This window comes from Azotosporobacter soli (assembly GCF_030542965.1).
GTDB classification, from domain to species: Bacteria; Bacillota; Negativicutes; order SG130; family SG130; genus Azotosporobacter; species Azotosporobacter soli.
The window spans coordinates 1-25,030 of sequence record NZ_JAUAOA010000015.1 but is presented as its reverse complement, the minus strand read 5'-3'; the positions used below and the strand labels follow the sequence as shown (position 1 = coordinate 25,030).

Here is a 25,030-nt window from a genome sequence, read left to right as displayed (position 1 = left end):
GCTCATGCCTGATTCAACAGTAACACGCTATGTTTTTATTATAGGCAGGACGCTGTTCATTGTCAAGCTAAAGGATTTCCACTTTTTTTAGCGCCTGCGCCACACGCTGCAAAACGCCTGCCCAATCGCCGTTTTTTTCCTGACGGAACAAACGCATGCTGGGATACCAGTAACTATCTTCTCGCTTCAGTTGCCATCGCCAATCCGGTAAAAACGGCACTAATAACCAAACCGGTTTGCCCATCGCTCCGGCCAAATGAGCCACCGATGAATCCACCGCGATCAGAAGGTCGAGCTGATCAAGCGCCGCGGCGGTCTGCGAAAAATCCGTCAGCTGCGCCGACCAATCAAGTACATCTTGCGCGCTCTCGTCCTGCAAATCATCACTGCTCCTGCCGACCTGCAAACTATGCCACTCTACATCCTTTTCACGCAGCAGTGCCCTGAACTGTTCGAAGGGGATGGAGCGGTTGGCGTCATTGTGATGGCCGGGATTTCCGGCCCAGACAATGCCTATTTTCAGTCTGCCCGGCAAGCGTCTCGCATCGATTCGCGCCCGCCATGCGCAGCGTAGCGCCGAAGACGCCGCCGCATACGGAATAGGCGTCGCCAAAAGCGTCGGCTCGCCCTCGTGCAAGAGTGCAGGCAGACTCGGAAGCGGGCAGGCGAAATCAAAAGCCTGTTCCGGACGCACTGCACCGATATGAATGGATATCTTTTCATCAAGCGCATCAAATACGCCGCCCAGTTCAGACGGCAGCCAGACGACGACCGCAGCGCCCAGCGCTGCGACCAGCGGCGCATAACGAACAAACTGAATCGTATCGCCGAATCCCTGTTCATAATATAAGAGAATACTTCGGCCTTGCAACGTCTCGCCGGACCAGCGCGGAATCCCCTGAGCCCGACGCGTCGGCTGCTTCATGCGCCACTTATCATATTGCCGCCAGCCCTCCGCAAAACGCCCTTGCAATAATTTTAACGTCGCCAGTGAATGATGCGCCTCGCCATATTCAGGCTGAAGATAAACAGCCTGTTCAAGACACTCCTCCGCTTCCGGCAGTTGTAATGCTTTCTTCAGCAAGTTCCCCAGATTGTAATAGGCTTGCGCATACATCGCATCTCGGCGGATCGCTGCGCGGTAGTACTTTTTTGCCTCTTCCAGCTTGCCCAGTTCTTCCGACGCCAAACCCAGGTTATTGTGAATCGCCGCGCATTCCGGCGCCAAGCTGAGCGCGACTTCCAAACAAGCCTCCGCTTCAGCAAAGCGTCTCGTCTCGATAAAGACCAGCGCCAGATTATTGTAGCCTTCCGCCCGCTTTGGCTCCAGATCGACCGTTTTGCGAAAACACGCCTCCGCCTCGCTCCATTTTTCCTGATTCAGCAAGGCCAGGCCCAAACCACCGTAAGCCACGGCGTTTTCCGGCTCTTGAGCGATCGCCAGACAAAACGCCGCGGCAGCGGTCTCGAACGCACCGTTTTCCAAAGCCAGCGTCCCCAGCTCCATTTCTTGCGCTTCACTGCGCGCCTTTTTCTGCCTGCCCGCCATATTCTTCAAACCTCCTTAGCGGATTTCAATCCGATACGCCGCGCGAAAGGTTTCGTGCGCAGCCAGTTTCTGCATACCTTCCTTCTTTTCAAACGCACGTTCTTCATCGGCCAGATCTGCCACGCCGTACCACGGTTCAAGGCAAATAAATGGCGCAGCCTCCTTTGACCAGATGCCAAGATAGGGAAAACCTTCGAACATCACTTTTACCGACTTGTCAGATTTGCGGCTTTTCAAACTGACCACGCGCGACTGCAAACCTTTAAAAACCAGCGCATCATTAGCAAAGAGCGGATAATTCAGGCCAATCACCGCTTCGTTTTTTAACAAGGGTTTCGTTTCCAAGCGTAATAATCCATGTTCCAACAAATAGTTGCCGATCGTCTCCATTTTTTCGAATTCCAGATAATAATCGGCAAATGTTTCGCCGCTCACTAGCGGACAATTAAAAGCCGGATGCGCGCCGATTGAAAAAAACATCTCCGTATCCATTTTATTTTCCACGCGATACGCGACGTTAATGGCGTTAACGCACAAACGATATTCAATGCACAACGCAAAATGATAGGGATATTTTTTCAGCGTCGCCGCATCGGCCTTCAAACAATATGTGACTGCGTCTGGACTTTGTTCCACAACGCTAAATTCCATGTCCCGCGCAAAACCGTGCTGCGTCATTGCATAGCTTTCGCCCGCAATCCGGCAACGATTGTCACGCAACCGCCCGACAATCGGAAACAGCACCGGTGCATGACGACCCCAATGCGCCGCATCCGCTTGCCAGAGGTATTCCGATCCGTCCTCGTTCAGCCGCAAACTCGTCAATTCGGCGCCAAGACTGTCAAGCGACGCCGTAATAAAATCATTTTTCAATGTCGTAATCATACTGTCCCCCTATCGCACCCGTCCATCTTATTTGTCGACGCGTAATCTTTATGATAATACCGCTTCCAGCTACTTTTTTCCTGCCATAAGTAAAAAAGATCTGCGTGTTAAAATCATAAAAAACCACCATCAAGCCTCAGGCTGATGGTGGTTTGCTGGTTTTCACTCAAATATCGACGATGATCGGCAGGATCATAGGCTTGCGCCCCGTCTTGGCAAAGAGGAACTTGCCGACCGCATCGCGGATTGCATTCTTAAGCGGCGCCCATTCCGTGATAGGGCCGTTCTCCGAACGCGCCAGCACGGTGCGGACGATCTTTTTCGCCTCGCCGATCAGTGCTTCGGCATCACGCACATAGACGAAACCGCGCGACACGATGTCCGGGCCGTCCAGTACGCAGCCGCGCTCCTTGTCGAGGGTCACAACGACGATGAATACGCCGTCCTGCGACAATTGACGGCGATCGCGAATCACGATGTTGCCGACATCGCCGACGCCTAAACCGTCGATGAAAATTTTGCCCGAGGCCACTTTGCCGGCAATTTTGCCGCTATCCGCGGTAAATTCGAACACCGCGCCATTTTCACCGATAAAGATATTTTCCTTTGGCACGCCAACTTCGGTCGCCAGACGTTCATGCGCCTTCAGCATCCGGAATTCGCCATGCACCGGAATCATGTATTTCGGCCGGATCAAATTGAGCATCAGCTTCAATTCTTCCTGGCTGGCATGACCGGAAACGTGAATGCCTTCGGATTTTTCATATACGACGTCCGCGCCCAGTTTCATCAGCGCATCGACAATCCGGCCGACGGAGCGCGCATTGCCGGGAATCGGCGTTGCCGCAATCAGTACCGTATCGCCGCGATTCAATTCGACGCTGCGATGGCTCTTGTTCGCCAAACGGCTCAGTGCGGCCATCGGCTCGCCTTGGCTGCCGGTAGTCAGGATCAGTATCCGATTCTCCGGATAGCGGGAAATCTCATTTGGTTCAATGATGACGCCGTCCGGAACTTGCATATAACCAAGTTCGGTCGCTTTTGCAACCACATTGACCATACTGCGGCCGAGTAAAGCCACTTTGCGCCCATAGCGGCAAGCGGAATCGATTGCCTGCTGCAAACGCGGCACATTGGAGGCAAAGGTCGTTAAGATGATCCGCCCCTTGGCTTCGGAAAAATGCACATCGAGCGCCTCGCTGACGGTGCGCTCCGACTTGGTATAACCGGGACGCTCCGCATTCGTGCTGTCCGACATCATGACGAGAACGCCTTCGTCGCCCAATTCGGCAAAGCGGTGCAAATCGGTCATCTTGCCGTCAACCGGCGTCTGGTCGATCTTGAAGTCGCCGGTATGGACGACCGTGCCGACCGGCGTCTTGAACGAAATGCCGAACGCATCGGCAATCGAGTGGTTGACGCGGATGAAGCCAATTTCAAACGCGCCGATCTGGATCTTTTCTCCGGCTTCCACCGGAATCAGATTGTGATCGGAAACGTGATATTCTTTCAGACGGCCTTCCACCAGACCCAAGGCCAGTTTAGAGCCATATACGGGTACGTCCATCTGGCGCAGCAAATAAAAGAGCGAGCCGATATGATCCTCATGTCCGTGCGTAATGACGACGGCGCGGACCTTATCCTTGTTTTCCACCAGGTAGCTCATGTCGGGAATGACCAGGTCGATCCCCAGCATGTCATCTTCGGGGAAAGCCAGGCCCGAGTCCATTACGACAATGTCATCGCCGTAGCGGAAAACAGTCATATTTTTGCCGATCTCCCCCAAACCGCCCAGAGGAATGATCGAAAGTTTTTCAGTTGTGTTCTTCAAAGGAACACCTCCATTCATTATATTCAACAGTAACATGTTGTTCGTAAGCCCTTAGAAATTGAAAACTAGGCACCCCCGCAGGCCCCTAGTTTTACTTCACTGTTGCATTGTAATCCGCACCCATGATCCTTAAAACTAACGCCGTTCAATTACTATTCAATTAATCTTAATCTACTTTTGGGAAATTTGCAACAATAATCAGCAAAGAAAACAAGGCTCCCTTTTACGGAAGCCTTGCAGAGCGTAGCTAAAATAGAATGAACATGAAAGAAGCGAAGCGGGCCGCTCCTATCGACCCGTTAAGAAGAAAGGAAGAAGAATAATAAAATCTTCCCGCCTTACCTTCTTCGACTCTTCGTGTAAAAACGTCCCGCTTGATTTCGTTTATGGAAGCCTTGTCGTTTCACAGCTTTTGCAGTAGCTCAGCCAGGACCTGATCCGCTTTGTCGTTCTCGATCTGGCAGGTACCGGCGTTCGGATGCCCACCGCCGCCGTAGCTCAGCATCAGCTTGCCGATATTCGTTTGCGATGCACGGTTCACGATCGATTTCCCGACCGTAAACACAGTATTTTGTCGGTTCAAGCCCCAGATTTCATGAATCGAGATCTGGCTCTCCGGAAACAGCGCATAGATCATAAAGCGGTTTCCGGTATAAATCGGCTCTTCCTCCTTCAAGTGCAGCACGACAATATGATCATGCACCGTTGCGCAGCGCTTGATTTGGTCTTTGAAATCTTTTTCATGCAGGAAGTACATGTCGGTCCGTTCTTTTACGTCCGGCAGGCGGAGAATTTCCTGGATCGTATGATTCTTGCAATAGGCGATCAGATCCATCATCAACTGATAATTGGAAACTCTGAAATCTTTAAAGCGTCCGAGTCCTGTCCTCGCATCCATGATGAAGCTGAGCAAGTCCCAACCGCGCGGATCGAGGATGTCTTCCACCGAGAATTGCGCCGCGTCGGCCTTGTCGACCGCCAGCATCATCTCCTCCGGAATAGCGGCAAATCGTTCCTTGCCGCCGAAATATTTATAGACGACGCGCGCCGCCGAAGGCGCGACACCGTCGATGACGTGATTCTGCTTGCCCCAGCCCACGCGGATCGTCTCGCTCAAATGATGGTCGAAAGCGAGTCCGGCCGTGTCGACATAGGGAAGATTCGTTGTAATGTCGCGTTCGGTGATCTCGACCTTGCCGTCCTGCATATCTTTCGGATGCGCAAATTTTATCTCATCGATCAGATTCATTTCATTCAGCAGCACGGCGCATACCAATCCGTCAAAATCACTGCGCGTCACCAAGCGATACTTCTTGCTTAAATCAAACATGGCAGCTCCCCCTTTTCTTCTTCATCCCCATCACTTTGTCACTCCTGCAACCGTTTCCCGTTATTACTATATCCTAATTCACCATAAAAAGGAAATTTCCTCCATTTACCTTTGCTTTTTTCCAATATATTTAAGCAAGAAGCGTTGCATTTATCTTACTTTTTCGTTATCATAAAAGATGATTTAGCACTCATGGAATCAGAGTGCTAACAAAACATCGTCGCCTGTGCGCGAAACGCAAGATAGCGTCGATTAGACTAGAATGGGAGGCTTCATGATGACACAAGAAAAACAGACCCGGGAATTTCAGGCGGAGACCAAGCAACTCTTGGAGATGATGGTACACTCCATCTATACGAATCGGGAAATTTTCCTGCGCGAACTGATCTCGAATGCATCCGACGCAATCGACAAGGTTCGTTTTCAATCATTGACCAATCCGGATTTACTGGAAGGAAACTCCGACTTTGAAATATATCTGTTGCCGGACGAAAAGACGAACACACTGACGATCTCCGACAACGGCATGGGCATGACTTATGATGAAGTCGTAGAAAATATCGGCACGATCGCCAAGTCCGGTACAAAGGCGTTCCTTGAAAAACTAAAAGAAGCCGGTTCGGTCGGCGACACCGAGCTGATCGGCCAATTCGGCGTCGGCTTTTACTCTGCGTTCATGGTAGCCAAAAGCGTCACGCTGATCACCCGCGCCGCCGGACAAGCAAGCGGCGTACGCTGGGAGTCGACCGGCGACGGAACCTACAGCATCGAAGAGTGCGAGAAAGACAGCCGCGGCACGACGATCATCCTGCATTTGAACGAAGAACATCACAGCAGCGAACATCCGGCGGAAAATTTCATCGAACGCCGCACGCTCTCCGATTTGATCAAGAAATATTCCGATTACATCCGCTATCCGATCAAGATGAGTTTCAGCGAAAAAGAAAAGCCGCGTGACGCCGAAGGCAAAATCATCGAAGATGCGGAAGAAATCGAAACGACAACCGTTCGTACGCTTAATTCAATGACGCCGCTCTGGACGCGCAACAAGAATGAGATCAGCCGCGAAGAATACGACAACTTCTATAAAGGAATGTTCCAGGACTGGGAAGCGCCGCTTGAAGTCATCCATTCCAAGGTCGAAGGCATGGTGGAATACACCTCGGTTCTCTTCCTGCCTGCCCATGCGCCGTTTGATTTTTACCAGCGCGAATCGACCAGCGGCATTCGCCTCTACTGCAAAAACGTTTTCATCATGGACAACTGTCAGGATCTCTTGCCGGAGCATCTGCGCTTCGTACGCGGTCTGGTCGACTCACCGGACCTATCGCTCAACATTTCTCGCGAATTGCTGCAGCAAAGCAGCCAATTGAAAAAAATCGGCAAGAATCTGGAGAAAAGCATCCTGAAAACCTTGGAATCGATGCTCGAGAAGGATCGCGCCAAATATGAACTCTTTTGGAAAGAATACGGCAAGGCGCTTAAAAGCGGCGTCTACTCCGATTTCTCCAGCCGGGAAAAACTGCAAGCGCTGCTGCTCTTCCCAACCTCGCACAGCACAGAAAACCTGGCCAGCCTGGATGAATACATCGCCCGCATGCCGGAAGGACAAAAAGTCATCTATTATGCCGCAGGCAAAGACCGCGCCGCCGTCGAACGTTTGCCGCAGATGGAACTGCTGCGCGACAAGGGCGTCGAAGTCCTCTACCTGTTCGATCGCGTGGATGAGTTCGCAATCGACGCACTGCGCGAATACAAGGAAAAAACCTTCCAGTCCGTCAGCCGCGGCGACCTGAATCTCGATGATCTGGGTTCTCCTGACGCCGAGAAACCGGCGACCGAAGAGATCGCCAAAGAAAATGAAAGCTTGATCAAAGCAATCCAGGAAAAACTCAGCGGTAAAGTGGCCGAAGTGCGCGTCAGCAGCCGTCTGAAATCAAGCGCAGTCTGCCTGGTCAGCGGCGACAGCGGCATCAGCCTGTCGATGGAACAGATCCTCGCGGAAATGAACCAAGGTATGTTCAAAGCGAGTCGCATCCTTGAACTCAATCCGACGCATGAACTGTTCGGCACCTTGAAGAACCTGCATGAAACAGCGCCGGATTCCGAGTCGTTCAAAGATTACTGCGATCTGCTCTACGGCCAGGCTCTTTTGATGGAAGGCCTGGCGCCGGAAGATCCGGTAAGCTTCGCGAATCTGGTAGCCAAACTGATGGCCAAATAAATCGGCCCAAAGGAAAAGAAGCCTGCACATGCAGGCTTCTTTTCCTTTGGTTTCTTATAGGAACGGCAACATACCCTTTTCTTTGGCTTGCGCGACCACCTGCTGACAGGCGATATAATCCTGACTGTTTTGAAACGGCGCGTTGGCGCTTTGAACCGCTTCCTGTTCCTTTTGCTGCTTGGCAGCCTCCGAAGCGGCATACTTCGCTTTTTCCTCTTTCTCAGCCGCTTCTTTCTTTTCCTCGTCGCTCAGCGGTACCCGTCCGATCAGCACCTTGAAATTGTCGCTGATCACGACATAGGTATAGGCGTATTGCCCGTCTCGTACCGTCAGATATTTCGGCTTCGTGTCGTTCGATTTCGCGTTTTCGCTGCTTTTGCTTGTGCCAAGCGTCGCAGCCACCTTGAAACTACCTAGGTCTCCGATTCCGTTTGTCATGTTTTTGCGCCTCCTTATCATTCATACGTATGATAGGTCCGGATAAATCCGGCCCGGTCGCATCCATGCATAAAACGATTCGCCTTCCTGGCTTATCCCCTTTTTCACCTCCCGTCACAGACTCTACTAATACTATCGTAATCTGACGACGCAATCTTCACTGTTTTTCCGCTTCACGCTCATTTTCTTGCCGCGCCCAGTCGCAGCAGACATGTTATAATAGAAGTAGCTTATCTATATTATCCGGAGGAATCATGATGAACCGCAAACCCATCCGCCACTCTCTCGTCACCATGTCCGCCGTCATGATGCCGGAACATGCCAATCCGGCCGGCAATGTGCACGGCGGTGAAATTATGAAGCTCATGGACACCGCGGCGGGCGTCGTCGCGCGCCGCCATACGCGCGCCAATGTCGTCACCGCCCGCGTGGATCAACTGGAATTCCATCATCCGGTTCGGATCGGCGATCTGGTGACCTGCCACGGTCGCTTGACGTTCACCGGACGCAGTTCCATGGAAATTTCCGTGAGCGTAAGCGTAGAAGATCTGAGCAATGAAGAACCGGAAAAAATCGCATTGACCGCTTTTTTCACGCTGGTTTCTCTGGACGCCAACGGAAAACCACAACCGGTTCCCGAGGCGGCTACGGAAGACGAAGAAGAAAAGCACCTTTTCCTCGAAGGCCAAAAACGCTATTTGTCCCGCAAAAAAAGCGGCGCCTGATCGTTTTCCTGCAGGAAAACGGTTGCTGCCCACCGAACATGTTCAGTCATTGTCTTGTCACTTGAAACCACACTTATTGCAAAAGGAGTCGCTTTCATGGATGATCCGACCTCCCTACCCGCCGAAAACGGGCGCTACGCTCTCAGCATCACGGAAGTGGGCGTTTATGTCAAAGTATATCCGCCGAAAAACGGCGGCCAGCCTCTTCACCAATCCGTCATTCTCGAAGAGTTAAAGAAACGAAATATCACTCTCTTTCTTTTGCCGGCCATTGAAAAGGCCGTTCTGGAAGCAAAAGGACGCCCCGTTCTGATCGCCAACCCGCTGCCGCCAGAGCCGCCTCCGGCCGTTCCGGCGGAAATCCGGGTCCATATCCGTCCGGATCGCCTGCGCGCCTTCGTCGATGTGATCTTGCCGCCTGACGCCAGTCCTGTGAGTGCGGCGCAGATCCTGCAGGAACTTCACGCAGCCAGAGTCATCTACGGCATTGACCATGCAGCCATCGCCGACTTAGTTGATCAGGGCTCCGGCACCGGAGTTTGCTGCGCGCGCGGCAAAGCGCCGCAGGACGGCACGGACGCCGTCCTGACTTATCATATCGACATCGAAGCGCAGGGCCGGCCGGAGGAAATCGACGGCGATCGTGTCGATTTCAAAAACATCAATAAATTCCTCAGCGTAAGCGCAGACCAGTTATTGCTCGAAAAAATTCCGGCCAGCGCCGGCATTCCCGGCAACGACATCTTCGGCAACCTGATTCCCGCCAAGCATGGCAAAGAGATCGCCCTGCCGGTCGGAAAGAACGTCAGCGTCAAGGACAAGTTGAAGCTGCTGGCCGCAATCGACGGGCAGCTTCATATCGCGCACGGACGCGTCGGCGTTCTGCCGCTTTTAGAAATCAAGTCGGACATCGATTACGACACCGGCAACATCGATTTTATCGGCAGCGTCTTAGTGCACGGTTCCCTACAATGCGGCTTCTCGCTCAAAGCCGGCGGTAATGTGGAGATTCGCGGCAGCGTCAGCGGCGGCGTGATCGAAGCGACCAACATCCTTGTTCATAAAGGCATCCAAGGCATGAACCGCAGCCAGATCAAGGCGCGGGAGGACATCTCGGCGCTGTTTGTCGAAAATGCCTCCCTGTTCGCCGGAAGAAGCGTGACGGTCAGCGATGTCGTCATGAACAGTTCCATCTTCGCCGGTCTCAAGGTCGCGGTGATCGGACGTCGCGGCCGCATCATCGGCGGACGGATTTCAGCAGGCGAAGAGATCTGCAGCAAGACTGTCGGCAATCACACGCACCTCTTGACCCGACTTGAAGTCGCAGGCAACCCCTTTCTCAAGGACGAACTCGATGCGCTCCGCCTCTCGGTAACCACCTTCGAATCCTTATACCAAGAGTCGAAACGTCTGCTAGGTTATCTCAACGTACGCGGCCGCGAAAATCTTGATACGGAAAAACAGGCGCGGCATGAAAAACTCTCGACGCAATGCGTCGTACTCGAAGAACAGCTCCAAGAAACGAAAGAACGTATCACCGATATCGAAGCGCTTCTAAAATCGTTAAAACCCGGCATCATCCGAGTTGCCGATGTGATCTATCCGGGCACGCAGGTCTCGATCGGACGATTGACCCGGACAATGACGGACGCGCTACAGCACTTATCTCTTTATGTTCACGACGGTGAGATCCGCATCTCTGCGGACTACTAGCGACAAGAAAAAGGCAGACGATGTGAAAAATCACACCGTCTGCCTTTTTTCTCAGCGAATCGGACAAATGCCGCTTTCGCAGCCGTCCTCCCCCAGGTCAAAAACATCGCCTTCCCGCTCATACTTGGCCAACAGCGACGGCAGGAACGGGCGCATCGCCTTAACGCGACGCCGGTATTCCTCTTCGTCGATCGCCTCATACGGCAGCAATTCGTAAAAACTGTCGTCGAGCGCCAAGAACGATATCGCAACGACATCGTCCCAGTTATCCCAGACCCACTCTTCGACGTCGGCCCATTCGTCATTACGCACCGACACCGTGATCGAACAATTGTGATCCACATAATGCTGCATGAACATTTTATAGTTTTCCAATTGCTCAAGCGCCGATACGTCATATTTAGTCCGTCCCTGCGGCGCCTTAGCCGGAAACTCGATGACCTTCGTCACGCACGTTTCCCATTCCTGACCGACTTCGGCATAGACCGGATAACCAAGTTCTTCGCACACTTTCACCAGCGGGTCGCTGCTGCTGATGCGGATGCGCCGGATAAAATAAGGCGCATGAGCGTAGTGGACGCCGCTCGATACCGTCGGTAACTGACTGAGTGTGCCTTCCGGCTTGATCGTCGTCACCAGGATCGGGGCGCGTTGGCCGAGTTCCCTCGCATAATCGTCCGCCGCCGTCTTTGCGGCTTGGCGCAACTTGGCGAGCAGCTCGGCCTGCGCCGCACGCTCCATTTTCACCGCATTGACCATGTCCTGCCAACCGGTCAGCGAACAACCGACGAGACGATCACGTTCCTGCACCGCGTCCCATCTCGGCAATTCCAGTTCCACGCAGGTCATGCGATAAGCCGCTCGCGCCGACAGGCGCTGCGCTTCAAGCAACGCAGGCAGATCGACGCTGCCGTTCTCCGTGACGAACGCAAGCACATTGAGCGTCGTCAAGTTGCAGAGTCCTTTCGAATCGAGCAAAATCTCGCCGCACGGATTCACGCCATTCATATTACTGCGCCGCTTTGCCGCCGCTTCGCCATTAATCCAACCCGGCTCACCGGAATAACGCATCCGCTCCATTTGCCATTTCAAACGCTCGCGACTCGGTTTTGCCTGATAGTAGATCGAGTTATTGCTCATCTGACGATGAACCAAGTCCTGATTGACGACCCATTTGCCATCGACCTGCTTATAAAGCGATGACTTAGCCTCTATGCACTCCTGATCCTCCGGATCGACGATCACCATCTCCGCGGTGCGGCGCACGCCGCCGACCACGACATTTTCACCGATGATGTTCGCAATATCGAGACAGTCAATGGCGCGCAAGCGTCCGCGTTCTTCACTCGCTTCGGCGCGGCGGCGGATCACCTTGTCAATCTTGCGGAACATGTTCTTCAAACTTTCATGCCCGCTCGCCGTGCCGCCGAAGCGTTTCAAGCGCTCGCCTTTCGGCCGTACCTGTGAATAGTCGATCAGGATCGTCTTGATCGTTTTGTATTCGTGGCTGCTCACCAGCTCAAAAAAGAAACCAAGCGCCTGTACCCAGCCTTCTTTGCTGTCGCCGACCCGTATTTCCGCCGTATTCTGTTCAAAAAGCAGACTGGTATGCTCATCGCGTTCCTCTTTCGGCACCGGAATGTAATCGCGATGCACCAACTCGTACTTGCCGTACACTTTGGGCATCGCCGCAACGTCATCCTGCAAAATTCGCACGCCGACGCCGGAACCGATCATCAAGAGATAAAATAAATCCTTAAAGGCCTCGAACGAATCGAGGATTTCAAAGGCGCAATTATAGTTCGCCATCGGATATTCTTTCGCGACTGCCGTATTGCCGACCCAGAACGTCCGGCCGGAGAGAAACTGACGCAAATGAAAAATATTGTCGAATAATTTTTCCGCTTCTTCACGTGACGTCGGCACGCGAGTCGCATTGTACTCTACCGCCCGGCGCACCGTTTCCCACCAATATTCGCGCCGCCCCTGTTCCGGCAGATATCGTGAATAGGTGCGGTAATAAACAAAGTTCCCCAGTTGCCCCATCGGCGATTGCAGATGCTTGTATTTGCTGACGAAGTCGTCCGTGAGCATCACATACTCGTCTTTCGTGTCGCGACGCCGGATTTTTTCCCGCTCCCAACGATAGATGATATATTCTTTCGCCGCGTCTTTGCGCGGACTGTCCATCAATAATTCTTCGACCCGATCCTGAATTTCTTCCACGCCGGGCCAGCCGCTGCGACCGGACAGTTCTTGCGTGATGCATTCGGCAATCTTTCGGCTTAGTGCCTCATCGACGCCGCCTTTGGTTTCCGCCATCGCCTTTTCAATCGCCCGACAGATCTTCGCTGCATCGTATTCGACCAGGTTTCCCTGGCGTTTGACAATCTTCATTCCGCACCCCCCATATATAGTATCAAAAAAACATTTTCATTTTCGCTGACACTATATATTGTATCGCATCCAAAAGACAATAACAATGCCTTTTGGATAATAATTATGTTTTGTTTTTTAGTCGCCTTCATTTTTATCTTTTCCCGGCAACTAAAAAAGACGAAGCCAAAGCTTCGTCTGAGACTGTCGACAAAACGAAATCAAGAGGAACGTTTTTACACGAAGAGTTGAAGAAGAGAAGGGGGGAAGAGTTCATTTTTACTCTTCCTCTCTTTCTACCGGGCCGATAGGATCGGCCCGCTTCACTTCTTCGTGTTATCGTTTCTTTTCATTTCGTGTTCATCTTATTTTTTCAATTGTCTACACTCTGAGCCGAAGCCGAAGCTTCGTCTTTTTTATCTATGCGATCGTTTAACAAATTGTACCGGCGCTTTGCTTCAAATCTTCGCGATATTTCAGCGCCGCTTTGATGAACAGTTCCAAACCGAGCACAATCGTTTCCAGCGCCATGCTGGGTTGCCCCGGATTGCGCACCGTTTGTTCCGGCAAATACGGAATATGGATAAAGCCGCCGCGTATCGCCTCTTTTTTCGCCAAATGATGCATCAGGCCGTAAAACAAATGGTTGCAGACAAAGGTTCCCGCACTGTTAGAGACGCTGGCCGGAATCCCGCCTTGCTTAGCGGCTTCCACCATCGCCTTGATCGGCAGGCTGGACCAATAAGCCGCAGGTCCGCCCGCCACGATGGCTTCATCAATCGGTTGGTTGCCCTCGTTGTCTTTGATCCGGTAATCGTCCACATTGATTGCGACCCGTTCGACGCTAAGCTCCGGCCGCCCACCGGCCTGCCCCACGGCCAACACCAGATCCGGCCTTATTTCATCGATGTGACTGACCAAATGACTGATCGCTTTATCTTTTACCACCGGCAGCGCCCGCGTCACAATCTGCGCACCGCCGATCGTGCTTTTTTCCAAACGGCGTATCGCTTCCAGCGCCGGATTCACCGGCTCACCGCCAAACGGTTCAAAACCTGTAATCAGTACGGTCTTCATGCTTATCTCCCCCCTGGCAATGCTAAGAAATACATGAGCAAAATATTAACGCAAATCAGCGGCAGCGCCATCATGACCTGCGCTCGTATCACGCCGTTCTTATTGACCATTTCCAACAGCGCCGCAGGCACCACATTGAAATTGGCCGCCATCGGCGTAATCAGCGTGCCGCAGAATCCGGCCAGCATCGCAATAACGCCGGCAATTGCCGGATCTGCACCGTGCACCTTAATCACCAGAGGCAGACCGATTCCGCTGGTAATCACGGCAAACGCAGCAAAAGCGTTGCCCATGATCATCGTAAACAGCATCATGCCTAAGCAATAGGCGATTACTGCGGCCAAAGCGCTTTCGGACGGCACGATGCTGGACACGATGCCCGCCACAACTTGTCCGACGCCAGCCTTATCGAATAAATAACCAAGCGCCGCCAACAGTTGCGAGAGAATGGCGGCCCAGCCAATGGCATCGATAAGGCGTCGCCCTTCATTACAGGTCTGCAGCGGTTTTTCCCGCGTCAAACCCAACGTCAGCAGCAATGCGACAACAGCTCCGATGCCCAGTCCGACCAACGCACCCAACGTCGTGAACTTCGCTACCAACAGCGTAATCAATCCCACCAGCAGAGCAGGAATAAACAAACGGTTGCCGAATTTGTCGGCCCGCGCTTGCCGCTCTTCCCTTGATGCTTCGTTGTAAGAACCGCTTCCCATTTGCTTGCAGGCGACAATCGCAGCCATCAGTACGACCATGCCGCCAACCACTTCATCCGTCAGTTTTGTGCCCGCCAAAAAAGTAACGCCGTAGAGAAACCAAAAAGCCGCCGTCCCCCAACGCTTGTTGTGTTTCTTATCGACTGCGGTGAAGAGCGAAAAAATCAGCAGAAAAGCCCCTGTCAAATAGTATACGTGTTCCAATGTCAATTTCATGCCGATTCTCCTTCCCGCTTCGCCTGCTCCGACGTTTGTTCGCGGCGAATGGCTTTTTCGATTCTACGGTCAAAGAGCAGGAAGCGAAACGCCGCAATGGCCAGCGCTGCCAGAGCCGTTGGTATCGCATATTGCGCCATCGTCAATAAGCTTACCGGATAACCGGCCTGATCCATAACCCCTTTAATCAAGAGCAGACCTCCGGCCGCAATGAATAAATTTTGGCCAAAAAAATTGCCGTAGTTATCCGCCGAAGCCGCCATGCCGCGAATGCGATCCAAAGTATTCGTCGATGCCGTCCGGCCTTTTAATGCGGCCGCTTCCGCCATCGGCGCGATCAACGGCCGGATAAAACTGGGATGGCCGCCGATCTGAAGGCCGAACGCATTCGTCACCTGACGAATCAGCATATACGAGAGCATAATGCGCCCCGGCGTTGCAGCCTGCATCCGGCGAATCAGATTTTCCGCCCGTTCCTTTAATCCGTTTCGTTCCAAAACGCCGATCACCGGCAATACCAGAATAAATAAAGACATGTATCGATTGGTCGTAAATGCCTTGCCGATCGCTCCGAGTACTTCCAGCGGATTCATGCCGGAAACAAAGCCGGTGACAAAGCCCGCCGCAATGACGACCAACAGCGGGTTAAACCTTAACACTAGGCCAATGATAACAACGACTACACCGATAAGCTTGATCAATGCAACCCCTCCACTTCTTACTGCACGCGATCCGTATAACGTGCCAAACCTTCGAGATCCTTGATGACAATCCGCTTCTTGGAGATCGTAATAAGATTTTCCTGGGAAAAGCGCTGCAACGTCCGCGACACGGTAATCCTTGAGCAGCCTGCGTTTTGCGCTAATTCCTGTTGCGTGAAATGTGTGGAAATGGTGCGGCCGTCGCACTCATCTTCGAGGTCGTCGGCGCAGGCGGCCAGACGAATCAGGAGATCGGCGATGCGACCATGGGCATCGTTGAAGGTGGTATTGGTAAGCTGCAGGAGAACAATACGGAACTTGCGCGTGATGCTGTTCATGATATAGTCATGCACTTTGGCATCCGCCGCCCTGTTTTTCGCCAATAGCTCACGACTGATGCACGCCAGTTCACAGTCTTCCTTAACGCGCGCCTGGTAATTTAAAAATCCGCCGTTCAGCATCGCCATTTCGCCGAAAATCTCCCCCGGACGCAGCGTATATAAGAGTTTCTCCTGACCACTGGAACTGAGGATGCTTTTCACCACCTTCCCCTTGCATACGATCGCAAAACAGTCCTGTAAGAGTGACAAATCGATCAATTCCCTGCGCTGGTAGCGCCGGATAATCCCCTGTCCTGCCAAGTTCTGCAAAAAGTACTGGCGCATCGCCGTTTGACGCTGCTCATCGAACAGATCCTGATACATTTTCCCCACATCCCTTATTTCTGCCTGTTTTTTTATATCTTATCACAGACAGATCGCGTCTTTCCCGCAAACTCATTCGGACGTTCACATCGGACAGTCATCTATCTATCATTATAAATAGGTCGTGCGAAAAAAAAGTATCCCAGGCTACACTTCCGGTGCAAATCACAAGTATACCGGCAAATAAAAGACTGCGAAAAACGCCGTCCGCGTCATTCACAGCCTGATTTCCCATTATTTCTTTGTCGTGATGTATTCTTTGACGAGGCGTAACGTATTTTCCAGTCCGTCAAGGTGCGTGCGCTCATAACCATGCGATGCGGCGACGCCCGGACCGATCAGCCCGTGCTTAAAATCGTGACCGGCCAATAGCGCGCCATCCGCATCCGAACCATAGGCAGGATATATATCGACCGCATAATTCAGCGCTAATTTCTTCGCCAGTTCAATTAAGCGTGTCGTCACGTCATAGTCATAGGGTCCTTTCGATGCTTTGGCGCAAATGGACACTTTGTATTCATCCGTCTCAAGATCATCCCCCACCGCGCCCATGTCAACCGAGATCATTTCCTTAACGTCGGCCGGATAACCGCTTGTACCGCCATGCCCGACTTCTTCATAGGTCGTAAACAATAAATACACCTTGCGCGTCAGGGGCAACTTCTCCTCTTTGATCCACTTTGCCAGCGCCAGCAAAATTCCGGAACTGGCCTTATCATCGAGGTGACGGCTTTTAATGAAGCCGCTCTTCGTCACAACGGTACGCGGCGCAAACGAAACAAAATCTCCGGCGCTTATTTCAAGCGCTTTCACCGCCTCTTTCGTGCTTACCTTTTCATCAATCACCAGTTCCATTTTTTCCAGCGTGCGCTTTGTATTATTCACCTCCGGGTTGACATGCGCCGCCGGATTTTTCAAGAGGATCGTACCGGAATACTGTTTTCCGGTACGCGTGTGAACCGTGCAGTTTTCCGCTTCGATATAATTTTCCGGATAACCGCCGATCTTCGTCAACGCCAAGCGTCCGTTGGCACTGATCGATCGTACCATCGCACCAAGCGTATCGACGTGGGCAGCCAGCACCAGCGCGTTCCCCTCGCCTCCCAGATCGACAAGCACCGATCCTTTGTTCGTCTGCGTTGGTTTAAAGCCAAGCGCACGAAACTCTTCCAACAGATGCGCTTCAACCTCTTTCGTAAATCCCGACGGACTCGGAATTGCACAAAGTTTTACAATTTGCGCTACCGCATAATCCAACTGTTTTTCCATGTTCGCGTCCTCCATTGCTCATGCATTTAGCTATTCTTGCAATCATTTGTTTCTCTCTTCCTACTATTCCTTTCCGATTTCCCATTCCCCTGCCAAATTTCATTGATATAATTGTTTTTCAGTTTCAATAATTGCGAAACTTCTCATTTTTTCTCGCAAATTCGCACGACGCATTGAGAATACATCTACTTTTCACTCCTGCCACGCTTGTTTTTTCGCTTGGCACGCTTCTTGCATTAGTTATGTATATCTGTGTATCCACCGCAGCAAGCATAAGACATTTATATTTTTAGGAGGCGTTATACATGAAAGCACTAGCTAGAGAAGAAGAAGCGGACTTGTTGTTAGACAGTCCAGCAGCGCGAGCCGGTATGACCGATAAGCAGTGGAAGGAAGCGATCCGCTTTGATTCGGTCGACTGGGGCTGGGTCATCATGAGCATCGGCATGGCGATCGGCGCCGGCATCGTATTTTTGCCGGTTCAAGTCGGCCTGATGGGCTTATGGGTATTCTTGCTTTCCTCCGTAATCGGTTATCCCGCCATGTATCTGTTTCAGAAATTATTTATCAACACCTTGGCAGCCTCCCCCGAATGCAAGGATTATCCCAGCGTCATCGCCGGTTATCTCGGCAAAAACTGGGGCGTATTCCTCGGCGCGTTGTATTTTATCATGCTGGTGATCTGGGTCTTCGTCTATTCGACCGCGATCACCAACGACAGCGCTTCGTTCCTGCAATCCTTCGGCGTAACCGATACGCTGCTCTCGACAAATCCGTTTTACGGCCTGGCGCTGATTTGCGGCCTGGTTGCCCTGGCCTCACGCGGAGAAAAAATCCTCTTTAAGATTTCCACCGGCATGGTTCTGACCAAGCTCGGCGTTGTCGCGTTCCTCGGTCTGGCAATGGTCAGCCGTTGGGACTTCGCCAACATCGGTGCGATTCCCGCACTGGGCGACCTGTTCAAAGACGCGATCGTCATGCTGCCGTTTACGTTGACTTCCATCCTGTTCATCCAAAGTTTAAGCCCTATGGTCATCTCCTATCGTTCGCATGAAAAATCGATCGAAGTAGCCCGCTTCAAAGCGATGCGCGCAATGAACATCGCATTCGGCATTCTGTTCGTCACGGTATTCTTTTACGCAGTTTCGTTCACCTTGGCAATGGGACATGAACAAGCCGTAAAGGCATCACATGAGAACATTTCGGCTCTGGCAATGGTTGCCCAAGGCGGCGGCCAGCAGAGCGTCAAGATATTCAGCCTGATCTTGAATATTTTTGCCGTTATGACCGCATACTTTGGCGTGTACCTCGGTTTCCGCGAAGCCTGCCAAGGCTTAGCGATGAACTTCCTGCGCCGGATCATGCCGGAAGACAAAATCAACACGACGCTGGTCGGTTACGGCATCATGATCTTCACGGTATTATTATCCTGGAGCGCAATCGCATTAAATGCGCCGGTTCTCAGTTTCACCTCGATCTGCAGTCCGATTTTCGGCCTGGTCGGTTGTCTGATTCCGGCTTATCTGGTCTATCAGGTACCGTTCCTCGAACAATACAAAGGCCTATCCTTGAAGATCATCATCGCCACCGGCATTCTGCTTTGCATCTCCCCGTTCCTCGCTTTCTCGTAAGCAACAGCACCCCTGCGCATACTTAATTTCAACCACTCTCTGGCTGGAACGCGCAAGAACATTCTGCGGTGGATCGCATTAGGAAAAGCCCGGAGCGAATTTTCGCTCCGGGCTTTTCTATGCCTTAACGAATCACTCCTACGATTACGCATGTTTCGCCTAAGAATATTTTTCACTGCCATCTTACATTAACACAGATATTATTTTAAGAATTGGTCTTAGCAAAATGAAATCGATAGCAATTTTGTTTATTAATGGCTTTAGCTATTTCCGCAAAAGTGATTTTAAAGGAACGCCGAGAATCATCGAATCCTTTTCCGTCTTATCCTTCCGTCTCCCAAGCCCCGCAGGCGTGATTTTTACAGAACGTTAGGGCGAGTAAAGCCCGACAGGTTGAAAGAGGCAAATCTGACATCACCCGCAGCATGGACGCTGCGGGCGGACACTGCGCCCGGATGGCGCATTGTGTCCGGAATGACGGAAGATGCAGACTCTTTCGGCCATGTCGGGTACGGAGCCCGTTAGTTCTGGAAAAACCACGTCTGCGGATAGAGCTGATGCTTAGAATGAAAGCAGCACAATCAAGTTTAGTTTGCGAAGCAGACTCCTTTTAAGCAAGTCTGAAAAAAAGAGGGCGTCGCCGGATAGTTTTAGCTATTCGACGACGCCCTTCTATTTCGTTCTTACTCTATTCTTGTTCCGCCAGACGACGATAGGTAGCCAGTTTATCCTTGGCGTCTTCTTCCGTCTTGGCAAACAGCGCTTCGGCCATTTCGGGGAACTGTTTTTGCAGCGAGGAGTAACGCACTTCGCCCATCAGGAATTCTTTGAAGTCTGCAATCGGCTCTTTGGAATCCATACTGAACGCTTTTTTGCCGGCTTCTTTGAGCGCCGGGTTGTAGCGGTACATCGCCCAGTAGCCGCTGTCGACCGCGCGTTTTGCTTCGAGCTGGCTGCAGCCCATGCCGACTTTCAGGCCATGGTTGATGCACGGCGCGTAAGCGATGATCAGCGACGGACCCGGATACGCTTCCGCTTCGGCAATTGCTTTGAGCGTCTGGTTCTTGTCGGCGCCCATTGCGATTTGCGCCACATAGACGTAACCGTAGCTCATCGCGATCATGCCGAGGTCTTTTTTGCGCGTCTTCTTGCCGCTGGCGGCAAACTTGGCGATCGCCGCGGTCGGCGTTGCTTTCGACGATTGTCCGCCGGTATTGGAGTACACTTCGGTATCAAAGACCAGCACATTGACGTCTTCGCCGGAAGCCAGCACATGGTCAAGACCGCCGAAGCCGATGTCGTACGCCCAGCCATCGCCGCCAAAGATCCACTGCGAACGTTTCACCAAGAAGTCGCGGTTTTTGTAAATTTCGTTGAGCAGCGCATCGCTGCCTTTTTCCTTTTCCAGGCAGGCGATCAGTTGATCGGCGCGCTGTCGCGTTCCTTCGCCATTATCAACATTGTCGAGCCAAGCCTGTCCGGCCGCTTTCAACTCGGCGCTAACCGGCAGTTCGATAGCTTTTGCAATATCGAGCGCCATTTTTTTGCGCAGTTGTTTCACGCCAAGCATCATGCCCAAACCAAATTCGGCGTTGTCTTCAAAGAGCGAGTTGCCCCAAGCCGGACCATGACCGCGCTGATTTTTCGCGTACGGCATCGACGGCGCGCTGGCGCCCCAGACGGACGAACAGCCGGTGGCATTCGCGACCATCATCCGATCGCCGTACAGCTGGGTGACCAATTTCGCATACGGCGTTTCGCCGCAACCGGCGCAGGCACCGGAGAATTCGAGCAGAGGCTGTTCGAATTGGCTGCCTTTGACCGTGAACGGATTCATCGGATTGACCTTGGTTTTGACTTCCATCGCATAATCCCAGAGCGGAGCTTGCTCCAGCTGGCTTTCGAGCGGTTTCATTTCCAACGCTTTTTCTTTCGCCGGGCAGATTTGCGCACAGTTGCCGCAACCGGTACAATCGTACGGCGAGACCGCGATACGGAAGCTCAGATCTTTTGCGCCGACAGCCGCTTTTGCGCTAAATCCTTGCGGTGCGCGCTCCATTTCAGCCGCGTCGGCCAAAATCGGACGGATGGCCGCATGCGGGCAGACATAGGCGCACTGGTTGCACTGAATGCATTTGTCTTCCAACCAGCACGGCACGTTGATCGCAATGCCGCGTTTTTCATAAGCGGACGTGCCCATCGGGAAGGTACCGTCTTCCATGCCGACAAAAGCGCTGACCGGCAGTTTGTCGCCTTCCTGGCGATTCATCGGTACCAGAACATTTTTGATGAACGCAGGCGTTTCCTGGCTGTTTGTCGCAACGTCTTTCGCATCCGACCAGGCAGCCGGAACATCGATCTTGACGATTGCGTTCACGCCGAGGTCGATTGCCGCGTTGTTCATGTTGACGACCTTGTCGCCTTTGTTGCCGTACGATTTTACGACCGCTTTCTTCAGGTGCGCGATCGCTTCGTCAACCGGAATGATGTCGGCAATTTTGAAGAAGGCCGATTGCATGATCATGTTGATCCGGCCGCCGAGACCGATCTCCTGCGCAATTTTCACCGCATCGAGCGTGTAGAAGTTGATCTTGTGCTTTGCCAGATAGCGCTTCATGTCGGCGGGCAGGTGCTCGTCGAGTTCGGCCGCGCTCCAGTTGCAGTTCAAGAGGAAGTTGCCGCCCGGTTTCAGGCCTTCGAGCACGTTGTATTTATCGACATAGGACTGGTTATGGCAGGCAATGAAGTCTGCCTGGTTAACCAGGTACGGGGAACGGATCGGACGTTTGCCGAAACGCAGATGCGAAATCGTAACGCCGCCCGATTTTTTCGAGTCATAGGCAAAGTAAGCTTGCGCATACATGTCGGTGTGATCGCCGATGATCGCAATCGCGCTCTTGTTCGCGCCAACGGTGCCGTCGGAACCAAGGCCCCAGAACTTACAGGCTTTTGTGCCGGGAGCGGTTGTATCGATGTCATTGCCGAGCGGCAGCGACGTATGCGTTACATCGTCAACGATGCCGACCGTGAAATGATCTTTCGGTTGCGCCAGTTTCAGGTTTTCAAAGACTGCTTCGATATGGCCCGGAATGACGTCCTTGCCGCCGACGCCGCAACGACCGCCGACAATGGTCGGTTGCCATTCTTTGCCGCAGAATACGGCTTTGACGTCGAGATAGAGCGGTTCGGCATAGGAGCCGAGTTCTTTTGTGCGGTCAAGCACGGCGATTTTCTTGACCGTCTTCGGGATGTATTTGAAGAAATGTTCGACCGAGAACGGACGGAAAAGGTGCACGGACAGCAAGCCGACCTTTTCGCCTTTGGCGTTCAGATAATCGACGGTTTCTTCAATCGCTTCGCAAACCGAGCCCATCGCAATGATCAGACGGTCGGCGTTGGCTGCGCCATAGTAATTGAAGAGATGGTAATCACGGCCGGTCAATTTGTTGATCTCCGCCATGTAGTTTTCTACGATTTCCGGCAGCGCTTCGTAATAGCGGTTCGATACTTCGCGCTGTTGGAAATGAATGTCCGAGTTTTGTACGGTGCCTTTGATTTCCGGGTGATCCGGATTTAAGCCGCGACGACGGAAAGCGTCGACCGCATCCTGATCGAGCAGTTTTGCCAGTTCCTCATATTCCAGCACTTCAATTTTTTGCACTTCGTGCGAAGTACGAAAGCCGTCAAAGAAATGCATGAACGGAACCTTGCCCTTGATCGCCGACAGATGTGCAACGGCAGCCAGATCCATCGCCTGCTGCACGCTGTTCGAACCGAGCAGTGCGAAACCGGTTTGCCGCGTCGCCATGACGTCGGAATGATCGCCAAAAATGTTAATCGCATTCGCGCCGACAACGCGCGCGCTGACATGAAAGACGCCCGGCAGCAATTCGCCGGCAATTTTGTACATGTTCGGAATCATCAAGAGCAAACCTTGCGATGCGGTATAAGTGGTGGTCAATGCGCCTGCTTGCAGCGAACCGTGCACAGCGCCGGCTGCGCCGCCCTCCGATTGCATTTCAACGACTTCGACCGTTTGGCCGAATAAATTTTTCTTGCCTTTGGCCGCCCATTCGTCGACGTGTTCCGCCATGTTGGAGGAAGGCGTGATCGGGAAAATAGCCGCTACATCGGTAAACGCGTAGGATACGTATGCGGCAGCCGTGTTGCCGTCCATTGTTTGCATTCTTCTTGTCATGTTTTTTCCATCCTTCTTTCTATCGTAAATTGTTTTGTTTTCTAAAGTAAGATTGCTTGCGCACCTTGCGGCGCGCAAGCAATCAGTTACTGGAAGACGCTTATTGATTCACTGCTTTTTTCTCATCCGCATCATGCAGCGTCTGACGTTTGCCCATGCCAAAGATGTAATAGCTGGCAATGACGATCGCGCAGAACACTGCGCCGACGATCAGCGATACCTGCGTATCGGAGTTGAACCACATGCCGACCAGTACGCAGCAGAGGAACACAATCGTGAAATAGTTGCTGATCGGATAGAACGGCGATTTGAAAGGATGATTCGGCATTTCAGCCGCCCATTTCTTGCGGAAGCTCAGTTGCGCAATCGCCAAGACAAACCAGGGAATCATGCCAGGCAGGATGCTGGCGCTGTAGATATAGATGAACAGTTTGGAATCCGGTGCGATAAAGTTGAAGAATACGCCAAGCAGCAGACAGCCGATTGTGGTCATGATGCTGTTCGACGGTACGCCGCTTTCGGATACTTTGCCGAAGAATTTCGGCGCCTGGCCGTTTTGCGCCAGCGTGTAGAGCATGCGGCCCGCGCTGTAGATGCCGCTGTTACAGCCGGACATGGCCGCGGTTAAAACAACGAAGTTGATGATGCCGGCAGCGGCTACGATGCCGACTTTGGCAAAGGTCATAACGAACGGGCTGCCGATGGTGCCGATTTGATTCCAGGGATAGATGGACAGGATAACGAAGATCGCGCCGATGTAGAAAATCAGGATACGCCAGATGATGTTTTTCGTTGCTTTGCGCAGCGTGTTTTTCGGATCTTCGGCTTCGCCGGCCGTGATGCCGACGAGTTCAACGCCTTGGTACGCCGCGGTAACTAAACAGAGTGCGAAGAGGAAGCCTTCGAGACCGCCCGGGAAGAAACCGCCGTGATTAAAGAGGTTGCCGATGCCCATCGGCACGCCGCCGTTGCCGATACCGAAAGCGATGATGCCAACGCCGATGACCAGCATTGTGATGATGGCCGCTACTTTAATGAGTGCAAACCAGAATTCGAATTCGCCGTAGTATTTAACTGCTGCCATGTTGGCCGCAGCGACGATCGCAACGCCTGCGAGTGCAGGAATCCACTGTGCGACGTCCGGAAACCAATAATTACAATAAATGCCGATTGCGGTGACCTCGGCCATGCCGACGGTGACCCAGAGGAACCAGTAACACCAGGCGGTCAGATAACCGACCAACGGATGAATGTATTTATGCGCATAGGTGGCGAAGGAACCGGTGACCGGTTCGAGGAACAGCATTTCGCCCATGATCCGCATAACGAAGAACATAACCATGCCGGCTAACGCATAGGCGAGAAGAACCGACGGTCCTGCCCACTTGATGGTGCTTGCCGAACCCATGAATAGACCTACGCCGATTGTGCCGCCCAAAGCGATCAGTTC

General features: G+C 52.5%; 17 protein-coding genes. 4 read left to right on the top strand and 13 right to left on the bottom strand.

Translation table 11 applies throughout. The features are described from left to right. Positions 1-67 precede the first annotated feature (67 nt). The 4 genes from QTL79_RS12650 to QTL79_RS12635 form a co-directional block, all read right to left on the bottom strand. Positions 68-1,549, bottom strand: coding sequence for a tetratricopeptide repeat protein (locus tag QTL79_RS12650; RefSeq protein ID WP_346355331.1), 1,482 nt, complete (start codon positions 1,547-1,549; stop codon positions 68-70). A gap of 15 nt (positions 1,550-1,564) precedes the next feature. Next, positions 1,565-2,434: an aldose 1-epimerase family protein gene (locus QTL79_RS12645; RefSeq protein ID WP_346355330.1), complete on the bottom strand. Its 870-nt coding sequence runs from the start codon at positions 2,432-2,434 to the stop codon at positions 1,565-1,567. Positions 2,435-2,600: 166 nt separating this feature from the next. Then, entirely contained in the window at positions 2,601-4,283 is a 1,683-nt protein-coding gene (locus QTL79_RS12640; protein ID WP_346355370.1) for a ribonuclease J, read from the bottom strand. 385 nt (positions 4,284-4,668) lie between these two features. Continuing rightward, on the bottom strand, positions 4,669-5,595 hold the full coding sequence (locus QTL79_RS12635; protein ID WP_346355329.1) for an exopolyphosphatase: 927 nt from the start codon (positions 5,593-5,595) through the stop codon (positions 4,669-4,671). Between the two features lie 277 nt (positions 5,596-5,872). On the opposite strand from QTL79_RS12635, the gene htpG reads away from it, so the two are divergent. Further along, the gene (gene htpG, locus QTL79_RS12630) at positions 5,873-7,819 is read left to right on the top strand and encodes a molecular chaperone HtpG (protein WP_346355369.1); all 1,947 of its coding nucleotides are present in this window, start codon (positions 5,873-5,875) and stop codon (positions 7,817-7,819) included. 54 nt (positions 7,820-7,873) lie between these two features. Here the strand turns inward: htpG and QTL79_RS12625 are convergent, their stop codons facing one another. Next, positions 7,874-8,257 carry a hypothetical protein gene (locus tag QTL79_RS12625; RefSeq protein ID WP_346355328.1) on the bottom strand — a complete coding sequence of 128 codons (384 nt, stop codon included), beginning with the start codon at positions 8,255-8,257 and terminating at the stop codon, positions 7,874-7,876. A gap of 254 nt (positions 8,258-8,511) precedes the next feature. On the opposite strand from QTL79_RS12625, the gene QTL79_RS12620 reads away from it, so the two are divergent. Continuing rightward, on the top strand, positions 8,512-8,982 hold the full coding sequence (locus tag QTL79_RS12620; protein ID WP_346355327.1) for an acyl-CoA thioesterase: 471 nt from the start codon (positions 8,512-8,514) through the stop codon (positions 8,980-8,982). A gap of 96 nt (positions 8,983-9,078) precedes the next feature. Then, positions 9,079-10,695 carry a flagellar assembly protein A gene (locus QTL79_RS12615; RefSeq protein WP_346355326.1) on the top strand — a complete coding sequence of 539 codons (1,617 nt, stop codon included), beginning with the start codon at positions 9,079-9,081 and terminating at the stop codon, positions 10,693-10,695. 51 nt (positions 10,696-10,746) lie between these two features. Here the strand turns inward: QTL79_RS12615 and nrdJ are convergent, their stop codons facing one another. From nrdJ to QTL79_RS12585, 6 genes are all read right to left on the bottom strand, one after another. Beyond that, on the bottom strand, positions 10,747-13,092 hold the full coding sequence (gene nrdJ / locus QTL79_RS12610; RefSeq protein WP_346355325.1) for a ribonucleoside-triphosphate reductase, adenosylcobalamin-dependent: 2,346 nt from the start codon (positions 13,090-13,092) through the stop codon (positions 10,747-10,749). 411 nt (positions 13,093-13,503) lie between these two features. Next, positions 13,504-14,148, bottom strand: a complete 645-nt coding sequence (pcp, locus tag QTL79_RS12605) for a pyroglutamyl-peptidase I (protein WP_346355324.1) — start codon at positions 14,146-14,148, stop codon at positions 13,504-13,506. A 2-nt stretch (positions 14,149-14,150) separates the two neighbouring features. After that, on the bottom strand, positions 14,151-15,077 hold the full coding sequence (locus QTL79_RS12600; RefSeq protein WP_346355323.1) for a DUF979 domain-containing protein: 927 nt from the start codon (positions 15,075-15,077) through the stop codon (positions 14,151-14,153). Continuing rightward, positions 15,074-15,778, bottom strand: a complete 705-nt coding sequence (locus QTL79_RS12595) for a DUF969 domain-containing protein (protein WP_346355322.1) — start codon at positions 15,776-15,778, stop codon at positions 15,074-15,076. The genes QTL79_RS12600 and QTL79_RS12595 overlap by 4 nt, the downstream gene beginning before the upstream one ends. Before the next feature lie 17 nt (positions 15,779-15,795). After that, entirely contained in the window at positions 15,796-16,482 is a 687-nt protein-coding gene (locus QTL79_RS12590; protein ID WP_346355321.1) for a Crp/Fnr family transcriptional regulator, read from the bottom strand. A gap of 234 nt (positions 16,483-16,716) precedes the next feature. Next, complete coding sequence (locus QTL79_RS12585; protein WP_346355320.1) at positions 16,717-17,751, bottom strand: M42 family metallopeptidase; 1,035 nt, start codon at positions 17,749-17,751, stop codon at positions 16,717-16,719. Positions 17,752-18,056: 305 nt separating this feature from the next. Here QTL79_RS12585 and QTL79_RS12580 point away from each other — a divergent pair, with 305 nt between their 5' ends. Further along, positions 18,057-19,382, top strand: a complete 1,326-nt coding sequence (locus tag QTL79_RS12580) for an SLC5/6 family protein (RefSeq protein ID WP_346355319.1) — start codon at positions 18,057-18,059, stop codon at positions 19,380-19,382. A 688-nt stretch (positions 19,383-20,070) separates the two neighbouring features. Here QTL79_RS12580 and nifJ read toward each other — a convergent pair. Continuing rightward, entirely contained in the window at positions 20,071-23,580 is a 3,510-nt protein-coding gene (nifJ, locus tag QTL79_RS12575; protein ID WP_346355318.1) for a pyruvate:ferredoxin (flavodoxin) oxidoreductase, read from the bottom strand. 100 nt (positions 23,581-23,680) lie between these two features. Continuing rightward, on the bottom strand, positions 23,681-25,030 hold a 1,350-nt coding region (locus QTL79_RS12570), incomplete at its 5' end, for an amino acid permease (protein ID WP_346355317.1).

Bases quoted from the DNA above. Each gene is read 5' to 3' on its own strand.
- QTL79_RS12600 (WP_346355323.1), bottom strand. From the start codon at position 15,077: ATGAAATTGACATTGGAACACGTATACTATTTGACAGGGGCTTTTCTG.
- QTL79_RS12585 (WP_346355320.1), bottom strand. From the start codon at position 17,751: ATGGAAAAACAGTTGGATTATGCGGTAGCGCAAATTGTAAAACTTTGT.
- nrdJ (WP_346355325.1), bottom strand. From the start codon at position 13,092: ATGAAGATTGTCAAACGCCAGGGAAACCTGGTCGAATACGATGCAGCG.
- QTL79_RS12620 (WP_346355327.1), top strand. From the start codon at position 8,512: ATGATGAACCGCAAACCCATCCGCCACTCTCTCGTCACCATGTCCGCC.
- QTL79_RS12640 (WP_346355370.1), bottom strand. From the start codon at position 4,283: ATGAATGGAGGTGTTCCTTTGAAGAACACAACTGAAAAACTTTCGATC.
- QTL79_RS12635 (WP_346355329.1), bottom strand. From the start codon at position 5,595: ATGTTTGATTTAAGCAAGAAGTATCGCTTGGTGACGCGCAGTGATTTT.
- nifJ (WP_346355318.1), bottom strand. From the start codon at position 23,580: ATGACAAGAAGAATGCAAACAATGGACGGCAACACGGCTGCCGCATAC.
- QTL79_RS12615 (WP_346355326.1), top strand. From the start codon at position 9,079: ATGGATGATCCGACCTCCCTACCCGCCGAAAACGGGCGCTACGCTCTC.
- QTL79_RS12580 (WP_346355319.1), top strand. From the start codon at position 18,057: ATGAAAGCACTAGCTAGAGAAGAAGAAGCGGACTTGTTGTTAGACAGT.
- QTL79_RS12645 (WP_346355330.1), bottom strand. From the start codon at position 2,434: ATGATTACGACATTGAAAAATGATTTTATTACGGCGTCGCTTGACAGT.
- QTL79_RS12590 (WP_346355321.1), bottom strand. From the start codon at position 16,482: ATGTATCAGGATCTGTTCGATGAGCAGCGTCAAACGGCGATGCGCCAG.
- pcp (WP_346355324.1), bottom strand. From the start codon at position 14,148: ATGAAGACCGTACTGATTACAGGTTTTGAACCGTTTGGCGGTGAGCCG.
- QTL79_RS12650 (WP_346355331.1), bottom strand. From the start codon at position 1,549: ATGGCGGGCAGGCAGAAAAAGGCGCGCAGTGAAGCGCAAGAAATGGAG.
- QTL79_RS12625 (WP_346355328.1), bottom strand. From the start codon at position 8,257: ATGACAAACGGAATCGGAGACCTAGGTAGTTTCAAGGTGGCTGCGACG.
- htpG (WP_346355369.1), top strand. From the start codon at position 5,873: ATGACACAAGAAAAACAGACCCGGGAATTTCAGGCGGAGACCAAGCAA.